Origin of the sequence: Ureibacillus sp. GCM10028918 (assembly GCF_042666115.1) — a bacterium.
In the GTDB taxonomy this organism is placed as follows: Bacteria; Bacillota; Bacilli; order Bacillales_A; family Planococcaceae; genus Ureibacillus.
Window position 1 is genome coordinate 84,331 of sequence record NZ_JBHTFK010000005.1, and the last position, 16,036, is coordinate 100,366.

Below are 16,036 nucleotides of genomic sequence, written 5' to 3' on the forward strand. Positions count from 1 at the left end.
TGTCACAATTATATACTATTATGATTAAATAATAAAATCGAAGAAAAAGAAAGAATGAAAGGGAAATTTTTTTAATATGAAGTGGAAAGATTATTGAAGCACAGCTTTGGAGGATTTTTGAACAATTTGGAAAGGAAGAAGCAGTTTATTAAGATTTAGTCGTTCTCTTTACTACATACGTACCAATACAAGCGTAAATAACAACAGTTGCACCAACAAATAAATAAACCATTCGACTCCTCCTATGTTAATGAGAATCATTTTCATCTATTATAATGAAAATCCAATAAACGTACAAATTTCATACAAACGGGTATATTGGTATAGGTTGGAACTATTTTACATGTACTAATGTACTATACTCATGGTAAGATGGAAAAAAGTCGAAAAAGGGGTCATTCTATGAATAATTCTCAACATATACAAACCATTTTAAATGGCTCAATCACTTCGTTAAAAAGCATTCTACCCATGGATTTGAATATACAATCCCCTTCAGTTTTAACGGAGCCCTTCATTCAACAAGAAATGGGGGTTTTAATCGGTCTGATCGGTGACATAAAAGGAAGAATCATTATCGATAGTACATCTTCATCTTTTAGTGCCATTGGCTCGAAAATGTTCGGCATGCCACTTGAAGGAGAGATGTTAGAATCATTTACGGGCGAGTTAGGAAATATGTTTGCCGGTAACCTATGTACGCATGTAGGTCAACAAGGTCTAAATGTAGACATTACTCCACCAACAGTCATGGTGGGAAACACAAAACTCTTTGGATTTGAAAAAGCCTTCAAACTACCGACAAGTATTGAAGAGGTTGGAACCCTTACAATTCTATTCACGATTGATGCAGAATAATCATCGAATACATAATTTTATAATAATTTTGCGTACATACAATTGTAGAAGTGGAAATATCAATTCAATCTTAGTAACACGCTAATATAATAATTGGCGTGTTTTTTACTGTTTCTAAATACACGGCTTGTGTGACTTGGCTACCCAGATTGTTTAGGAGGAAATCAACCTCTCCCCTATTTTTGCGGGAGAGGTTCTTATAGTTTCATTATTAATTTTTTTCACTCTGTAACTCCACCAACTGCTTTTTATCTATTTTCCCCACATGGGTTTTTGGTAATTCATCAACAAAAATTACTTTCTTCGGAACTTTATAAGCTCCAAGTTGTTTACGGCAATAATTTTGAATTTCTATATCAAAGCCTTCTCCTGCACCGACACAGACGATGAATGCTGTCACAACTTCTCCCCATCTTGCATCGCTTATTCCAATAACAGCCACTTCTTTTACTTTAGGATGGCTGATAATACATTGCTCAACTTCTATGGGGTAGACATTTTCCCCACCTGTAATAATCATGTCTTTTCTTCGGCCGACAATGAAAACATCACCATCTCTATCTACTTTGGCAAGGTCACCTGTTTTCAGCCACCCATTTATTATTGCCTTTTTTGTCTCTTCCGGATTATTCCAATAACTCGTGAACATGTGCTTTCCCTTTATATATAACTCTCCTACTTCTCCTCCTTTACATAGATTCCCGTTTTCATTTTTAATTTGAATTGAATTAAACAGCATACTTTTTCCGACAGATCCTGGTTTTTTTGCCGCATTTTCAGGCTCAATATAAAAATTATTTGGCCCAGCTTCCGTTAAACCATACCCTTCTTTAAATTTTAGACCTTTGTTTATAAAGTGACTGTAAATAGTTTTAGGGCAAGGAGCTCCTCCTGATAAAAATACCTTCACTGTCGGAAAAGTAGCCTTTTTGAAATAATCCGTTTCGATTATGGCTTGGTACATGGTCGGTACAAATAAAGATATGGTTGATTGGTAATCATCCACTGCTCGAATGGCTTCTTCTGCGTCAAACTTATTGCCAACCACTACCGTCCCGCCACACATCAAGATGGGGATGGATAAAGCATTTAGTCCACCCGTGTGGAAAAGCGGCATATAATTAATCGTGCAATCCTCGCAGTTTAAATTCCAACTAATAATTGTATTGATGGCATTCCAATTCACGGCGTCAAATGATAATAAAACGCCTTTTGGGTTTCCCATCGTTCCCCCTGTATAAATCATTAACCATGGATTTGTTGACTCCCACTGGTGATTAAGCTCATATTCCATGGGATCAATTTTTAAGACGTATGCAATTTGAACGAGGTTATTACCGAAAATCTCTTCCCCTAAACAAAAGTACTTCTCATCTGTGATCAGAATGGATGGTGTACAATCTTTTACAATAGAAATAAGCTCATTCTTACTTAATCGCCAATTTAGCGGAACATAGATAAATCCACCTAAACCGCAGGCGAATAGAATCGGAAATAAATCAATACTATTTTCTGCAAGTAAAGCGACCCGTTCCCCTTCCTTTATGCCTTCATTTTTTAAATAGCTTAACCATTTTAGAGCTTCATTTGATAATTCTTCATAGCTCCATTTTCGATTTGATTGGATATCAATAAGCGCAAGTTTGGAAGGGGTTAATCTCGCTCTATTCAATATCCAAGCTTGTTCATTTTGCAACGGGTTTCCCTCCCACATCACATCATAATTCCGCCATCTACGTGTAATACATGACCGGTAATATAGCTTGATTCATTTGATGCAAGGAAGACATAGGCGTTTGCGATATCTTCTGCTTCTCCTAATCTCTGAAGGCTCACGATAGATTCCATATGTTGTATCACTTTTTCCGGCATTTTTTCAACCATCGCTGTCTTTGTAAACCCGGGAGCAACTGCATTGACATTAATTCCTTTTCTGCCCAATTCTTTTGCCCATGTTTTTGTCATTCCGACTACAGCTGCTTTGGTTGCAGCATAATTTGTTTGTCCTATATTTCCATAAATGCCACTTACCGAAGAAGTATTAATAATCTTGCCATAGCCTTTTTCCACCATATGGGGAACAATTGCTTGTGTGCAGTTAAAAACACCCTTTAAATTCACATCAAGTACCCGGTCAAAATCCTGTTCCGTCATTTTTACGAGCATGGCATCCTTTGTGATTCCTGCGTTATTTATCAAAATATCAATCTTCTCATAATTCACTAGTACTTGGGCTACCATATTTTTGACACTTTCTTGATTTGCAACATCTACCCCTATAAATAGTACGTCTTTTCCTTGATTCCGAAGGTGCTGTTCTAGTTCCTTTCCACGCTCCTCATCAAAATCTGCAATCACAACTTTTGCCCCTTGGTTTAAAAAGGCTTCACATGCAGCTTTACCTATTCCATTTGCTCCACCCGTTATAATGGCTACCTTATCCTGTAAACGCACGATTATCGCTTCCTTCCTGTAAGAACGTTTCAATATGATCCGTTAATTGTTTTAAATCATCTATGAGGGGAGAATGTCCACAATTCACCAACTTAACGGCTTTTGCCCTCCCACCAAAATCTTCTATAATTTCATTCGTCATTTGAAGAGGTACGACATAATCCCGCTCTCCATAAAGGATTAGTACTGGAACATTTATTTTATCTACTTCTCCAGTCCCTTTCGCAGCCTCATTATCCAAATGGCTTATGTTAAATGTGTTTAGTACATGATAAATGTCTGCAAGATTACGCTGCGTCAACATATCATCTATATAGTCTTCATATCGATTTTCTTCAGGCTGATTATGGGTATAAATCGCTGCGTTCCATACCGCCCTTAAGCCTTCTCTATTTTTCGAATCATAGAGAGCTTGCATTGGAAGTGTCCTTCCTTTGTCTGCTTCTATTTCCTCGATAGTGGTAAACCTGTGTGATAAATCGACTGATCCATCATCCTTTGTTTTATAAAATGGATAGCCGCGTGTTGAAGCCGAGGCAAGCAGAATTATTTTGTTGCAGTATTCCGGATAATCAATGCAAAACTGCATCGCTATTGCACCACCTGTCGACCAGCCAGCCATGCTGAAATCTTTTAAGCTAAGTAAATCAATAAAGCTCTTAATATCAGCACTAAAATCTCTTATATGCTGAACTCTTTTGTGATAAGTAGAGTTTCCAAACCCCCTTAAATCCGGTGCAATAATGGTATATTCCGGACTTAATGATTCCATAAGCACATCCCAATGCTTTGAAGATGTCATATTGCCATGAATTAAAAGCAGAAGCTTTTCTCCTCCAGATCGTACACGATAGGAAAGTGTTTCCCCATTTGGCAAGTTCACTACCTTTAATTTATCAGAGACTGTCATCTCTTCCCCCCCTTTGTTTTCCCCATTGAATTGTTATTGCTCCCCAAGCGTATCCAATTCCCGCGCTGACCAAAGTAATGACATCGCCATCCTGTATTTTTTTTTCCTTTAAGGCGAGCTGTAATGATAATATTTGATCAATTTGACCAATATGTCCGTAGTTCGATAAATAAATCGAGTTTTCCTCTTTTAAATGAAATGACTTTAATACAAATTCGTGAGCCGATTTTTTCATATGGAGCATCCCAATGTAAGCTAGATTTTTTTCATCAAATCCACTTTTGCTTAAAGAATTGCGTATGACCTTAATAAAGTTATCAAGCGACCTTTGTTCTAGCCTCGTTTTCATCCCTTGTGGGTCTGTCACATCTAGACGATACAACCCCTGCAGGAGGAGTTCCGGTGTTAGAGGCTGCTTTGTTCCTCCGAACGGAACAATTACATCCTCAGAAAAAGAACCATCCGTAATAATTGCAGATTCATAGATTAGATTTTCTAGAACATCGCGTTTAAGGACTAATGCGCCTCCGCCCGCTCCTAAATTGAACATAAAACGTGTTCGTTCATTCTGATAATCAATCAAATCGTGATTACGGTAACCTCCCGCAAGTAATACTGTTCGAATATTGTCATCGGAAATCATTAGACTTTTTGCTAGTTTCATTGCCAAAATCGCCGTACCGCACCTCAGTTGAATGTCGAAGGCCCATGCATTTGTCGCACCAAGTTCTTCCTGTATCTTGATTCCTGCCGTCCATAAGGGGTATTCTTTATGTTCTTCACCAAAATAGATAATCACATCAATGTCTTTTGCATCAATTGTTGCATGTTCTAGTGCCTTCTCGGCGGCTCGTATTGCCATCTGAACTGTATGATCATTGTCACCCGCAATTGGTTTTTCTGTAATGCCCATTTTTATCTTGACTACCTCAATTGGCAGGTTTGCTTTTTCTGCGATGTCTTCTGCCGTCATCCTTTCAGTTGGTAAGAAGACTCCGATTCCTATAATTCCTACATTCATGACGATCGCTCCTTGTCTTTTTGTAAAGCGAAAGTTTTACTTTCTTCGCGTTTCGATTTCCATTTAGAAATCGAATGAAGTATCGATCCTACAATTCCTTTTGGGAAAAAGACAACGGCTAGGATATAAATAATCCCAAAGAAAATAATCCAACGTTCAAAAATCGGGAAATCTCTTGCAAGACCTGATAGATAGTGCTGTGCAAATTCAATTACTACCGAACCAACGATAGGACCTACCAAGGTTCCAACGCCCCCTATGATTGTCATAAGAAGGGCATCAAGCGTAATATCCATTGCCATCACACTCGTATTCACAAATCTTAGTGAAACAGCATATAAAGATCCTGCCAAACTCGCCACGACACCTGCAACAACCGAAGAAATCACTTTATAATGCAATGTCTTGAAGCCTAATGAACGTGTGCGTTGTTCATTTTCACGAACAGCAATCAGCACTCTTCCAAGGGGAGATTGAACAAAACGTCTTAAAAGCAAAAAGACAATCACTAAGCAGGCAAGTACGCAAAAGTAAAAGACAATACGGTCCTTGAAAATATCTGGTGCTCTAAAAGTGAAACCATCATTTCCTTTTGTAACAGTTCTCCACTTTTCCGCTACAACCAATAACAATCCAGAGATCGCCAAGGTTAGCATCGCGAAAAAATGACTTTTCAATCTCAAGGTTAAGAGACCAACAAAAAAACTGACGAGTCCGGAAAGTACAATTCCGACTGCAATGGACCCAATAAACACTCCGACTGTCGGTTCAAAGGTATTCAGCAATATGGCTGTTCCATATGCACCGATACCGAAAAACATAGCATGACCAAAAGATACAATCCCCGTAAATCCCAGCAAAATATCATAACTCATTGCCAAAATGGAAAAAATGAATATTTGCGTAAGCAAAATCGTTAATGTTCTCGAATCAGCTACAAAAGGAAATGCAGTTAGGAAGATTAAAATAACAAAAAATAAAATATTATATTTTGAAACTAGGTTAGTTGTTTTCACAATACTCACTCCTTTGCAATCCTAAATAAGCCTTGAGGTCGGAAGATTAATACAATAGCCATCAAAATCATATTCACTGCCAATGATAAAAACGGAACATAATAAGCCATAAAGCTACCTGCCAACCCTACTAAAATTGCCGCAAGCAAGGAGCCGGAAAAACTTCCCATCCCTCCGATCACCACAACTATAAATCCTAAAATAGCAAACTCCATTCCCATTTCTGCATAAATCGATCCTGAATAAGGTGCCATCAACATGCCACCAATAGATGCCAGGGCAGCCCCTGTCATAAAGACGAATAAAAATACTTTCTTTATATTAATTCCAAGTGCTTGAACCATTTCTTTATTCATTACACCTGCACGAACAATCAGCCCAATCTTTGTACGTGTTAAAATATAATGGAATACACCGAAAACGATAAAGCCGACGACGATAATGAAAATCCGATATTTAATAATAATGACTTCTCCCATTTCCCAGCTGCCTGCTAAATAATCCGGCACTTTAACAGGAATCGCGTTCGGTCCAAACACCACTTTAATCATTTCTTGCAATACCAGCATAAACCCAAGAGTAATTAAAATTTGCTGTACATGATTTCCATAAACAGGTGTGATGATCAACTTTTCCATGATGAAGCCCAATATCACTCCCGTTAAGATGGCAACTAATATTCCGACTATGAAACTCTCTGTATAGATATAGGTGAATACACCGGTAAAAGCTCCCCAAACAAAGAGTCCGCCATGGGCAAAATTCAGGACATCCATTAATCCAAAAATTAGAGTAAGCCCCGAGGCAAGCAGGAAGATCAGCATCCCTGTTGCCAACCCATTTATTATCAAGCTTATAAGTAAATCCACATGATTCCCCCCTCTACCCAATGCCTAGATACTTATGCTTTAATTCATCATCCGCAATCAATTCATTCATGGCACCTGAATGGACCGTTCGACCATCATCAATTAAAGTGAACGTGTCTCCAATGCGACTTGCCATAATAAAGTTCTGTTCCACAAGGACAATGGTTGTTCTTTTTTTCATCTCCATAATTGCTTCCATTACCTTCTCAACAACGATTGGAGCTAAGCCTTTGGATGGTTCGTCAATCAATAAAAGCTTGCTGTCATTGACAAATGCTCTTGCCATTGCCAGCATCTGTTTTTGTCCGCCGGATAAATTTCCCCCTGCTTTTTTCCAGAACTTTTTTAGGTCAGGAAATAGAGTCAACACATACTCTTGCCTTTCAAGTGCTTCATCTGTCTCTTTACGCATGGCAACCTTAATGTTCTCCTCCACGGTTAGCTGCGAAAAAATACCTTGATCCTCCGGTACATAGCCAATACCGATATTGGCGATCTCATGGGTGGGCTTTTTCGATATTTCTTGATTCAAAAAAGTTAGTGACCCACTTGAAGCTGGCGTTAACCCCATAATGGTTTTTAATGTAGTTGTTTTCCCGGCTCCATTTCGGCCTAATAGTACGGAAACTTCACCTTCTCTAGCTTCAAATTGAATGCACTGCAAAATATGAAATTGCTCAATATGGGTTTGGATATTATGAAGTTTCAACAAGCTCTTCATCATAAAGCCCTCCTAGATATGCATTTTGCACGGTTTCATTATTCATAATTTCAGCCGGTGTCCCGTCTGCAAGTAATTTTCCATTAAATAGCACCATTATCGAATCCGATAAATCTAAAATCATATCCATCTTGTGTTCTATTAATAAAATGGTTTTATTGCCATGCTGCTTAATCGAGCGAATGACATCTAGTATAGTCGGTACTTCTTCTAAAGACATTCCGGCTGTTGGTTCGTCTAACAGTAAAACTTCTGTGTCCAGTGCAAGAAGCATCGCAATTTCAAGTTTTCTTTTCTCACCATGCGATAATTGACTAGCAATTGCTTCGCTCTTATTAAGTAGCAGCACTTGATCTAGTATCAAAAGTGCATCCTCTGTTATTTTTTTGTAACTCCGATAGGATTTAATAAAATGAAACCTTACTTTTCCCTTTGACTGTACGGCTAATCGAACATTTTCGAGTACCGTTAGATTAGGGAAAACGTTTGTAATTTGAAATGATCTGCCGAGACCTTTACGAGTCCTTTCTACGGAAGAGTATTTTGCTAAAGATTCACCCTTAAAAAATATATCCCCTTCAGTCGGCTTTAGCTCTCCACTAAGCAGGTTAAAGAAAGTCGTTTTGCCGGCACCATTGGGACCAATAATCGACTTGAAGTGCTTTTCGGGCATTTCAAAATTCACGCGATCCACCGCTTTATGTCCGCCGAATTGTATGGACAAATCTTTTGTACGTATAATCGGTTCCATCTTTATTCTCCTTTCTGTTTCTCTTGAAACCCTTAGAGATCTGGCATTTTATGAGTTTATTGGGCAATCGGTTTTTATTGGCCAGTTTTCCCGAATTATTGGACACCCCCAAGTTTCTATCTCTCCACACCCACCAGGTCTAAATGATTTTAAGAGAAACAGACCAAACACGTTGGTCTGTTCGATTCATAATTTACCTAGTTCATAATTGGCGGCTCAGTTTCCTCCGGGCTTAATTCACGAATTAGTACAGGCACAGGATAATCAAAGCCATCTACAGTCTCTAAACGTACCGAATACATTGTTTGTAATGCTTGATGATCTTCTTCCCGGAATGTCATTGTACCTTTGGGGGTTTCAAAGGACATCCCTTCCATAAGCGGTATTAATGTATTACCATCCGCATCCCCGCCTGATTTTTCTAATGCCGTTACGATTGCCACTGCTGCAGAGAATCCACCTGGTGTAAATAAGTCTGGCACTTCACCGTTAAAACGTGCCTTATGCTCCTCTACTAACCAATCATTCACTTCATTGTTTGGTAACGTGTGATAATAAACAGAGAAACCTTCCATCCCAACTAAAGGACCCATCATTCCTAGCGCAACAATATCAGGTGCTCCGGTAGAAATTTTAATTCCTTTTTCCTGAAGTTTTAAATCCGCAATTTGATTCCATGGAGAGTTGGCACCAGCCCACACAACAAATAAATAATCTGGTTTTGCTTCAACAATCTTTTGCAGGTTTGAAGTAAAATCCGTCGCTGCTGGATCAGCATATTCTTCAGCTACGATTTCAGCACCTAATTCTTCTGCTGCTTCTTTAAATGCTGTTACACCATCCCAGCCAAATGAATAATCAGGTGCAAATGTCGCAATTTTCACCCCTTCACCTGCAATAGCAGCAGCTGCAGCATAGGCATCTTGAGATGAATTTCGAGCAGTGCGGAAAATATAAGGGTTAAATTCCGATCCTGTAATACTATCTGCAACAGCAGGTTCAACAATCATAATCTTTTCATACTCCTCGGCAAGAGGCAGAACGGCCAACGTGTCACCTGAGCTTGAAGATCCTACTAAGAAATCTACTCCGTCATCTTCTAAAAGTTTTGTTGCTTTTTGCACGGCAACCTCTGGCTTCGTTTCTGTGTCTTCCCAAACAACCTCAATTTTTTTACCCGCAACTTCCATTGTTCCGTTTGTAGCATATTCCAATCCTAGTTCGAACCCTTTCTGAGTTTGTTTACCGTAGGATTCCAATGCACCTGTTAAAGAAGCAAGCACCCCAACTTTTATTGTCCCTGAAGATTCAGCACCTTCTGTTGTATCTTCCGATGTTGTCCCTTCTTCTGTTTGTGTCTCATCTTCTTTCGTATTATCCTCACTACAGGCGACCATGAATAATAGAACAAATCCCATAACTAAAAATAAAGACCAAAACCTTTTCATTTTGTACCCCCCCTATTTATTTAAAGCGCTTACATTATTTGCTTCATGTTCAAAATAAACGAACCGAGTTACAAATCAGTTACAAAGATGAAAAGGATATACAATATATAAATAAAAAGCGAAATATTCACAAAGTATGAGGGGTAGGAGTGGATGGAATATTTTTGAGGTGATGTTTTTGGGTGAGGCGAACGCTATTAACAATATTCTTTTGTAAAGCATCAGACTAATTTCTTTTTGAATATCGTACTGCGGTTCGCTTTGCTACCGTTTAGAGCAGTTTCTTGAAACGTCGAAATAAGGCTTTGCTTCTTTTGATGTTTTCAGATAATTATCCCCTTACACCTTTTGATAAATAAATTTCTTTGCGATATAGTACTTGTGCACAATGCAAAATTTTATAATTTCCTTACCAATAAAAAAAGCCAACTGAATACAAGATTCCTCTTGTAAACAATTAGCGTGAAATCATTTCAAATATTTGAGTTGTTGTTTCCATTGGTTCAATACTTAATTCATCACCCAGAATTTTTGTACATTTTTCGTACCATTTTACTGCTTGTGGACGATTATCTTGGTAATAGTAGGCAAGCATCAAAAGTCGGTAACCCTCTTCCCAGGTTTCATCAAGCTGTACCAACTTTTCTCCCCACTCAATCGCCTTTTGAAACTCTTTCAATCTCGTAAAATTTTGTGCGATTCGTTCAATGACCACGATATGAAGCCGTCTTAATTCCTCTCTTTGCTGCGACAGCCACTCAACCGATGATAAATCCTCCAGTAAATCCCCCTTATAAAGTGAGGCAGCTTGCAGCAGCCATTCCAATGCGATAGCTGGATCCTTTTCTTCCAAGCCTCTTTGTGCACATTTCCTAAAAACATCTATATCACTTAAGAATGCAACGGTTTGATGTAATTGGTACATGGATTGCTTTCTCGCAATATAGGCACTGTCATCTCGTGGTGAGCGATTAGGTTCGATTACTTTTAGGCAAGCATTATAAGCTACTTTAAAATCTCGATTCGTCGATTGTTCATCGCTATTTGGCCACAGTGTATTCATGATTTCCTCTTTTGAAACGTAACGGTGTCGATTGAGATATAAATATAGAAATAACTCCTTCGCTTTCTCCCTCTTCCATTCTTTATCGACGATTTCTTCCCTATCTCGCATCATTGTGAAGGGACCAAATAATATTAGCTCAAAAGTATGTTTGGGGACTGGAGACCCTTTTTTAACTTGCAATACATGAATAATAGAATGGCTTTCTTCATTTTCATTTTGATTTACCCATTCTGTTGCTAGTTCCAAAAATATATTTAACTTCGGCCCCAGTAAAGTAGTTTTTTGCAAGAAAAAATAATAATGATGCTTATGACACAGGGCTAGAAATCGAAGAAAATATTGATTGAAATCAGATTCATTTTCTTGTCTGTAGTCAATATAAGCTAGCCAAAAATTTGTCACCATTTCCCCATAATGGTCAGGGCTTTTTTGATAAAGGTGATTTGCTTTTAGAGCACATTCCTTTGCCTTTTCAAAATCATTATTTTCAACATAAATAATCGTAAATGCTGTTAATAATAGTGCGGAAACCCACTGATCCTGCACTCTCTCAGTTTCATAAAGCCCCTGATTCGCAAAGAATATTGCTTCTTGCAGGTATCCTTGCCTTGATTTTACAAGTGCTAATCCCATATAACTTTCGGCCTTTGCTCTTGTAACATGAATTCCATCCATTAAATCATTTGTTTTTAAATAGCAGTTCTCTGCCTCTTTCAAGAATTTAGGCGATAGCAGCATCATTGCATGTCCTTTACGTAAATAAGCAACAGCTTCAGCATACTTGGCATGATCCTTTTCACTATTTCGAATACCCTTCAGAGCCGACTCAAAGGCTTCCTCTGTATTGCCGGTCAGCGTTAAAATCAGCGCATGTAAAACATCTGATTCACGATGAGCATCCAATGTCACAATTTCCCGTCCATCCCTCAGTTGAAAAATGCGCTTTGCTTCCATTAGTTTCCCTTGTCTGAGAAGCATCCGAACATCTAAATTTCCTTTTATTAAAATATGTTCAGGTAAACCCTGGAGTTTGACCCGTTCTTCTGCTTCTCCAGCTCTTCCTAGGTTCACTAGGTTTTCAGCATATTGGCGTTCTAATAAATACATTTCCTCTTCTTCCAGCTTTACAATTTCTGAAAGCGACAACGCTTCGATTAAATAAGTCTCTGCCAATGCTGGCTGAATCGTGTCTAAATAAATATGAGCTATTCCTGCATTCGCTTTTAACATCGCTAATGAATCTAGCTTTTGCTCTGCTATTCTCAAACACTCTTCATAAGCCCTTTTTGCTTTTTCATATTGAGCTCGATAACGTTGACATTCACCCTCGTAAAAATACAATAGATAACGACTTTCCTTTGTTTCAAGCGACAACTCTTTTAGTCTCTCCAAAAAGAAATCAAACTGACCTGCTTCAATAAAGTAACTGGCAAAATGAACTAAACTTTCCGTAAATAACTGATTATCTTTTGATTTAATGCTATGATATAAAGCTTTCACTGCATTATTTTCTTCTGTAAAGTAAATGGCTGCTTTTTTGTGCAACTCTCGATATTCATTTTTGTCTCTTTCAATGAGTTTCATTTCTAAAAATTGATGGAAAAGTGCATGAAAACGAAACTCTTCATATCCCATTAATGGTTGTATAAAAGATTGCTGCTTAACAATTGACTTTACTTTTGAAGTGACCTCTTCATTGTATAGAGCTCTAATTTGTTCAAGTGTAAATGATTGAAAAATACTACATCTTAATAAAGCATCTTTTTCAGCTTCCTGTAAATTCTCAAATACTTCCTCCGAAAGATAGGCAAAAAAATCGTGTAAAGAAAGATTCGTAATTTCCTTTATAGGGAGTAATGATTCATTTGACTGAAATGCCAACAGACATACAGCAATTGCCCAACCTTCAGTCACCTCAAGCACTGCCTCTGTCTCCTCTTGCGTCAAACTTCTATTATAGTTATCTCCAAATAATACTTGGACTTCTTCCATTGTAAATATAAAGTCTTCCTCTTTACATTCGACCAACATGCCATTCATACGAAGTGGTAATAGACAATTCCAATTCGGATAGATCCTCGAGGCTACTATGACATGTATTTTTGGTGGAAGATTTTCAATAATCTTATTTAAGATATAATTTATTTGAAAAACATGGTGTACAACATGAAAATCATCAATCACGACAAATAAATCTTTATTAATTTTATAGAATTCGTTTATAAAAATTAGCGAAAGTTTATTTAGTTCTTCAAGATTCAAGAAGCTTGAAAAATTGTCCCATCCGACAATTTCCTGACCAAACTGTGGATGAATACGTTGAATACTATAAAATAAATGTCTAAAGAAGGGTAATGTATCATCGTCCTCTTCCGTGACTTGGTACCACGAAAACAAATGCTGACTGTCCGCCATCAATTGGGCAAGTGCAGAGGTTTTCCCAAAGCCTGCACCACTATGAACGATTGTTAATCTCATAGTCTCACTTTTGGAAAGTTTTTTTAATAATTTACTTCTTCTCAAGTAGTAAATAGATGGATCTGGCGGAATAAGCTTTGACAAGAGAATATTTTGCAATTTGCTGTCTCCCTCCCCAAGAGATATCATTTACATACACTAGAATAATATGACATAAAAGCAGAAAAAAGGTTAACTATTTAAGATATTTTACCTTATAACATCGGCCTGATAAATATTTAATTTGTTTATGAGAGAAGTTTTACTACCTCAACACATAATTGCGGGAATGAAGTAGAACTACATCTTATGTCATAATAATAATGAACGGGATAGCTGCCTCGCCAACTTACTAGCTTTATTTTAGTTGTATAAAAAAATAAAACATCCCAAAAAAAAAGCAAAAGACCGAAAAATAGGGCTTTTGCTTTAATATTTTATATAGGCTGAACGGGTAAAATATTTACAAATTCAGATTTATATTGAACTTCGTTTTCATTTAAGAAGATATGAATATCTCCATGATCATTCGAAGTACGAATGAGTCTTCCGATCCCTTGCTGAAGTCTAAGCTGCATAAATGGCAACTCCACTTCTTCAAAAGGATTTTCAGAGAATGCTCTTTTCGCATCGAATAATGGATCCTGTGGAGGGAACGGTAAATCATAAATGATGACACGTGTTAATGCTTCTTCCGGTAAGTCCAACCCTTCCCATAAGTGATATGAACATAGAGTTTTTACTGCCCCATCTTGGAAATCACGTACGATTGCCGATAATTCACGATCCCCTTCAAAAGCCATTGTCAATTTAGACATCATCGATAATTTTGATTTAAATGTTAGCATGGATTGCTTAGATTTAAATAGAATTAAAGTTTGTTGCTGCCCTTCTTTTAACAATTTTTCTACTGTTGAAGTTTTTTCTTCTTGTTTCAATTCATGCAAGTGTACTTTCATTACCTCTTCATAATCGAATGGCGATGGTACACTAAAGGACTGATACTTTTTAATTCCTAAACTATAAGCAATATAAGAGAAGTCTTTACCCACTGATAGGGTTGCCGATGAGAAGACAATCGGAATTTTCTTGGAGAATAGTTTTTCCTCCAACACATCCGTAATTAATCGGGGCATAATGACCAGTGTTTCTTCACCGTCTGTTTCTTCAAGCCAATCAACCGCGTCTCCTTGGGCAATAAAAATACGAATAGCAGCTTGATATTGTTCTAGAAACTCTTCGGCCATATTTAATTCGTATTCTGGAATCATATATAATTCAGATTCGAAAACAAACTCTTCCAATAATCGTTCTACATCAACAAGTAATTGTTTCCCAATGGCAAGAAGTCGATCTGATTTCTTAATCGTCTTTCTTTCCTCTTCCGAAGGGACAACATCATCACGTAATTGATCAAAGAACAGTTCATGATGATCCTGCAATGTCTCCATTGCATATAATGTTTTTTCTCGAACACCGTCAACCATTAATCGTTCCAATAAGTTAACAATTGTATAGCTTTGAACCTTTACTGTCATTGCATTCTGTGCTGCATATTCCAATAGATGCCCTTCATCAAGAACAATCATCGATACTTCTGGCAATAAAGGTAATTGTCCTTCTCGCTCGCGGGATTCTTTTGTTGCTAGATGCTCCATTAAGAAATCCTGTGAGCAAATGATTAAGTCAGAAGAACCACGATAGTGGGAACGATGAAGTGTCTGACTACAACGATTCCGCATATCACAAACAGAGCATTGCATAATGGCATTGTAATTCACTGCTTGCCAATCTTCATCGCTAATAGCAGAATAATCGCTTCTAGCTCCATAAGGACTTACTGTAAGCATTGACCCTTGGGCATAAACGCCATCTGGAATGGACATCGCAATGTCGTCAATCCATTCTTCTGTCACCACTTTTTCAGTTTCTTCAAAGCGCTTTAAACATAAATATTGATTTCTTGATTTTGCTAATCGTACATCAATCGTTAAACCGAGATGCTCTGTTAATTTATAAATATCGCCGCCCTCTTTAACAAGCTGGTCGATTAACGTCTCATCTGCACAGGCTATAAGAGCAGGGCGTCCTGTATAGCGTGCATAAGAAATTGCAGGTAAGAGATAGGCAATTGTTTTACCAGTTCCTACACCTGCTTCAGCAAATAATACATTTTTCTCTTTTAATGCCTGTTCTATTTGGTATGCCATAAAGATTTGTTCGTCTCGGCATTCAAATCCCTTTTCAGGTAGTTCATCATATAATACATCGCCCATCCAATCACCAAGTGAATCGAAAAAGGAACGATCTTTCGAAAGTTCAAACGGTAAAGACTGTCTCATTCTTTTAATCTCCTTCATGAAAAGCGCAAGGTGCTTGCGCAAACCTCTGCCTCGACAAAAGGACTCTTTTTGGCAGACGAAGAAAATGAAAATTTTCCTAGTCTGCATAAGTACAACTAGACT

Annotated in this window: 12 protein-coding genes; 1 reads left to right on the forward strand and 11 read right to left on the reverse strand. The window is 37.8% G+C overall.

Annotated features, from left to right (window positions below; translation table 11 throughout):
- The first annotated feature begins 402 nt into the window (after nucleotides 1–402).
- Nucleotides 403–858, forward strand: a complete 456-nt coding sequence (locus tag ACFQU5_RS03750; protein ID WP_390284895.1) for a chemotaxis protein CheX — start codon at nucleotides 403–405, stop codon at nucleotides 856–858.
- A gap of 211 nt (nucleotides 859–1,069) precedes the next feature.
- On the opposite strand, the gene ACFQU5_RS03755 is transcribed toward ACFQU5_RS03750, so the two are convergent.
- From ACFQU5_RS03755 to ACFQU5_RS03805, 11 genes are all read right to left on the reverse strand, one after another.
- Complete coding sequence (locus ACFQU5_RS03755) at nucleotides 1,070–2,554, reverse strand: class I adenylate-forming enzyme family protein (RefSeq protein WP_390284897.1); 1,485 nt, start codon at nucleotides 2,552–2,554, stop codon at nucleotides 1,070–1,072.
- A gap of 17 nt (nucleotides 2,555–2,571) precedes the next feature.
- Nucleotides 2,572–3,312 carry a 3-oxoacyl-ACP reductase FabG gene (gene fabG, locus ACFQU5_RS03760; protein WP_390284899.1) on the reverse strand — a complete coding sequence of 247 codons (741 nt, stop codon included), beginning with the start codon at nucleotides 3,310–3,312 and terminating at the stop codon, nucleotides 2,572–2,574.
- On the reverse strand, nucleotides 3,296–4,222 hold the full coding sequence (phaZ, locus tag ACFQU5_RS03765; RefSeq protein WP_390284901.1) for an intracellular short-chain-length polyhydroxyalkanoate depolymerase: 927 nt from the start codon (nucleotides 4,220–4,222) through the stop codon (nucleotides 3,296–3,298). The genes fabG and phaZ overlap by 17 nt, the downstream gene beginning before the upstream one ends.
- Nucleotides 4,209–5,243: a 3-oxoacyl-ACP synthase gene (locus ACFQU5_RS03770; protein WP_390284903.1), complete on the reverse strand. Its 1,035-nt coding sequence runs from the start codon at nucleotides 5,241–5,243 to the stop codon at nucleotides 4,209–4,211. The genes phaZ and ACFQU5_RS03770 overlap by 14 nt, the downstream gene beginning before the upstream one ends.
- Nucleotides 5,240–6,259: a branched-chain amino acid ABC transporter permease gene (locus ACFQU5_RS03775; RefSeq protein WP_390284905.1), complete on the reverse strand. Its 1,020-nt coding sequence runs from the start codon at nucleotides 6,257–6,259 to the stop codon at nucleotides 5,240–5,242. The genes ACFQU5_RS03770 and ACFQU5_RS03775 overlap by 4 nt, the downstream gene beginning before the upstream one ends.
- Nucleotides 6,260–6,264: 5 nt before the next feature.
- Nucleotides 6,265–7,128, reverse strand: coding sequence for a branched-chain amino acid ABC transporter permease (locus tag ACFQU5_RS03780; RefSeq protein WP_390284907.1), 864 nt, complete (start codon nucleotides 7,126–7,128; stop codon nucleotides 6,265–6,267).
- 13 nt (nucleotides 7,129–7,141) lie between these two features.
- Complete coding sequence (locus tag ACFQU5_RS03785) at nucleotides 7,142–7,849, reverse strand: ABC transporter ATP-binding protein (RefSeq protein WP_390286493.1); 708 nt, start codon at nucleotides 7,847–7,849, stop codon at nucleotides 7,142–7,144.
- Nucleotides 7,824–8,600 carry an ABC transporter ATP-binding protein gene (locus ACFQU5_RS03790; protein WP_390284909.1) on the reverse strand — a complete coding sequence of 259 codons (777 nt, stop codon included), beginning with the start codon at nucleotides 8,598–8,600 and terminating at the stop codon, nucleotides 7,824–7,826. Before ACFQU5_RS03790 ends, ACFQU5_RS03785 begins: the two co-directional genes overlap by 26 nt.
- A 197-nt stretch (nucleotides 8,601–8,797) precedes the next feature.
- A complete protein-coding gene (locus tag ACFQU5_RS03795) occupies nucleotides 8,798–10,048 on the reverse strand; it encodes a substrate-binding domain-containing protein (RefSeq protein ID WP_390284911.1) in 1,251 nt (416 codons plus the stop codon).
- Between the two features lie 457 nt (nucleotides 10,049–10,505).
- Nucleotides 10,506–13,691, reverse strand: coding sequence for an AfsR/SARP family transcriptional regulator (locus tag ACFQU5_RS03800; protein WP_390284913.1), 3,186 nt, complete (start codon nucleotides 13,689–13,691; stop codon nucleotides 10,506–10,508).
- A gap of 317 nt (nucleotides 13,692–14,008) precedes the next feature.
- Complete coding sequence (locus ACFQU5_RS03805) at nucleotides 14,009–15,913, reverse strand: ATP-dependent DNA helicase (protein WP_390284915.1); 1,905 nt, start codon at nucleotides 15,911–15,913, stop codon at nucleotides 14,009–14,011.
- Nucleotides 15,914–16,036 lie beyond the last annotated feature (123 nt).

What these genes read in the sequence shown, in the direction of transcription:
- ACFQU5_RS03785 (WP_390286493.1), bottom strand. Translation starts at nt 7,849, where the DNA reads ATGAAGAGCTTGTTGAAACTTCATAATATCCAAACCCATATTGAGCAA.
- phaZ (WP_390284901.1), bottom strand. Translation starts at nt 4,222, where the DNA reads ATGACAGTCTCTGATAAATTAAAGGTAGTGAACTTGCCAAATGGGGAA.
- ACFQU5_RS03750 (WP_390284895.1), top strand. Translation starts at nt 403, where the DNA reads ATGAATAATTCTCAACATATACAAACCATTTTAAATGGCTCAATCACT.
- ACFQU5_RS03795 (WP_390284911.1), bottom strand. Translation starts at nt 10,048, where the DNA reads ATGAAAAGGTTTTGGTCTTTATTTTTAGTTATGGGATTTGTTCTATTA.
- ACFQU5_RS03790 (WP_390284909.1), bottom strand. Translation starts at nt 8,600, where the DNA reads ATGGAACCGATTATACGTACAAAAGATTTGTCCATACAATTCGGCGGA.
- ACFQU5_RS03805 (WP_390284915.1), bottom strand. Translation starts at nt 15,913, where the DNA reads ATGAGACAGTCTTTACCGTTTGAACTTTCGAAAGATCGTTCCTTTTTC.
- ACFQU5_RS03770 (WP_390284903.1), bottom strand. Translation starts at nt 5,243, where the DNA reads ATGAATGTAGGAATTATAGGAATCGGAGTCTTCTTACCAACTGAAAGG.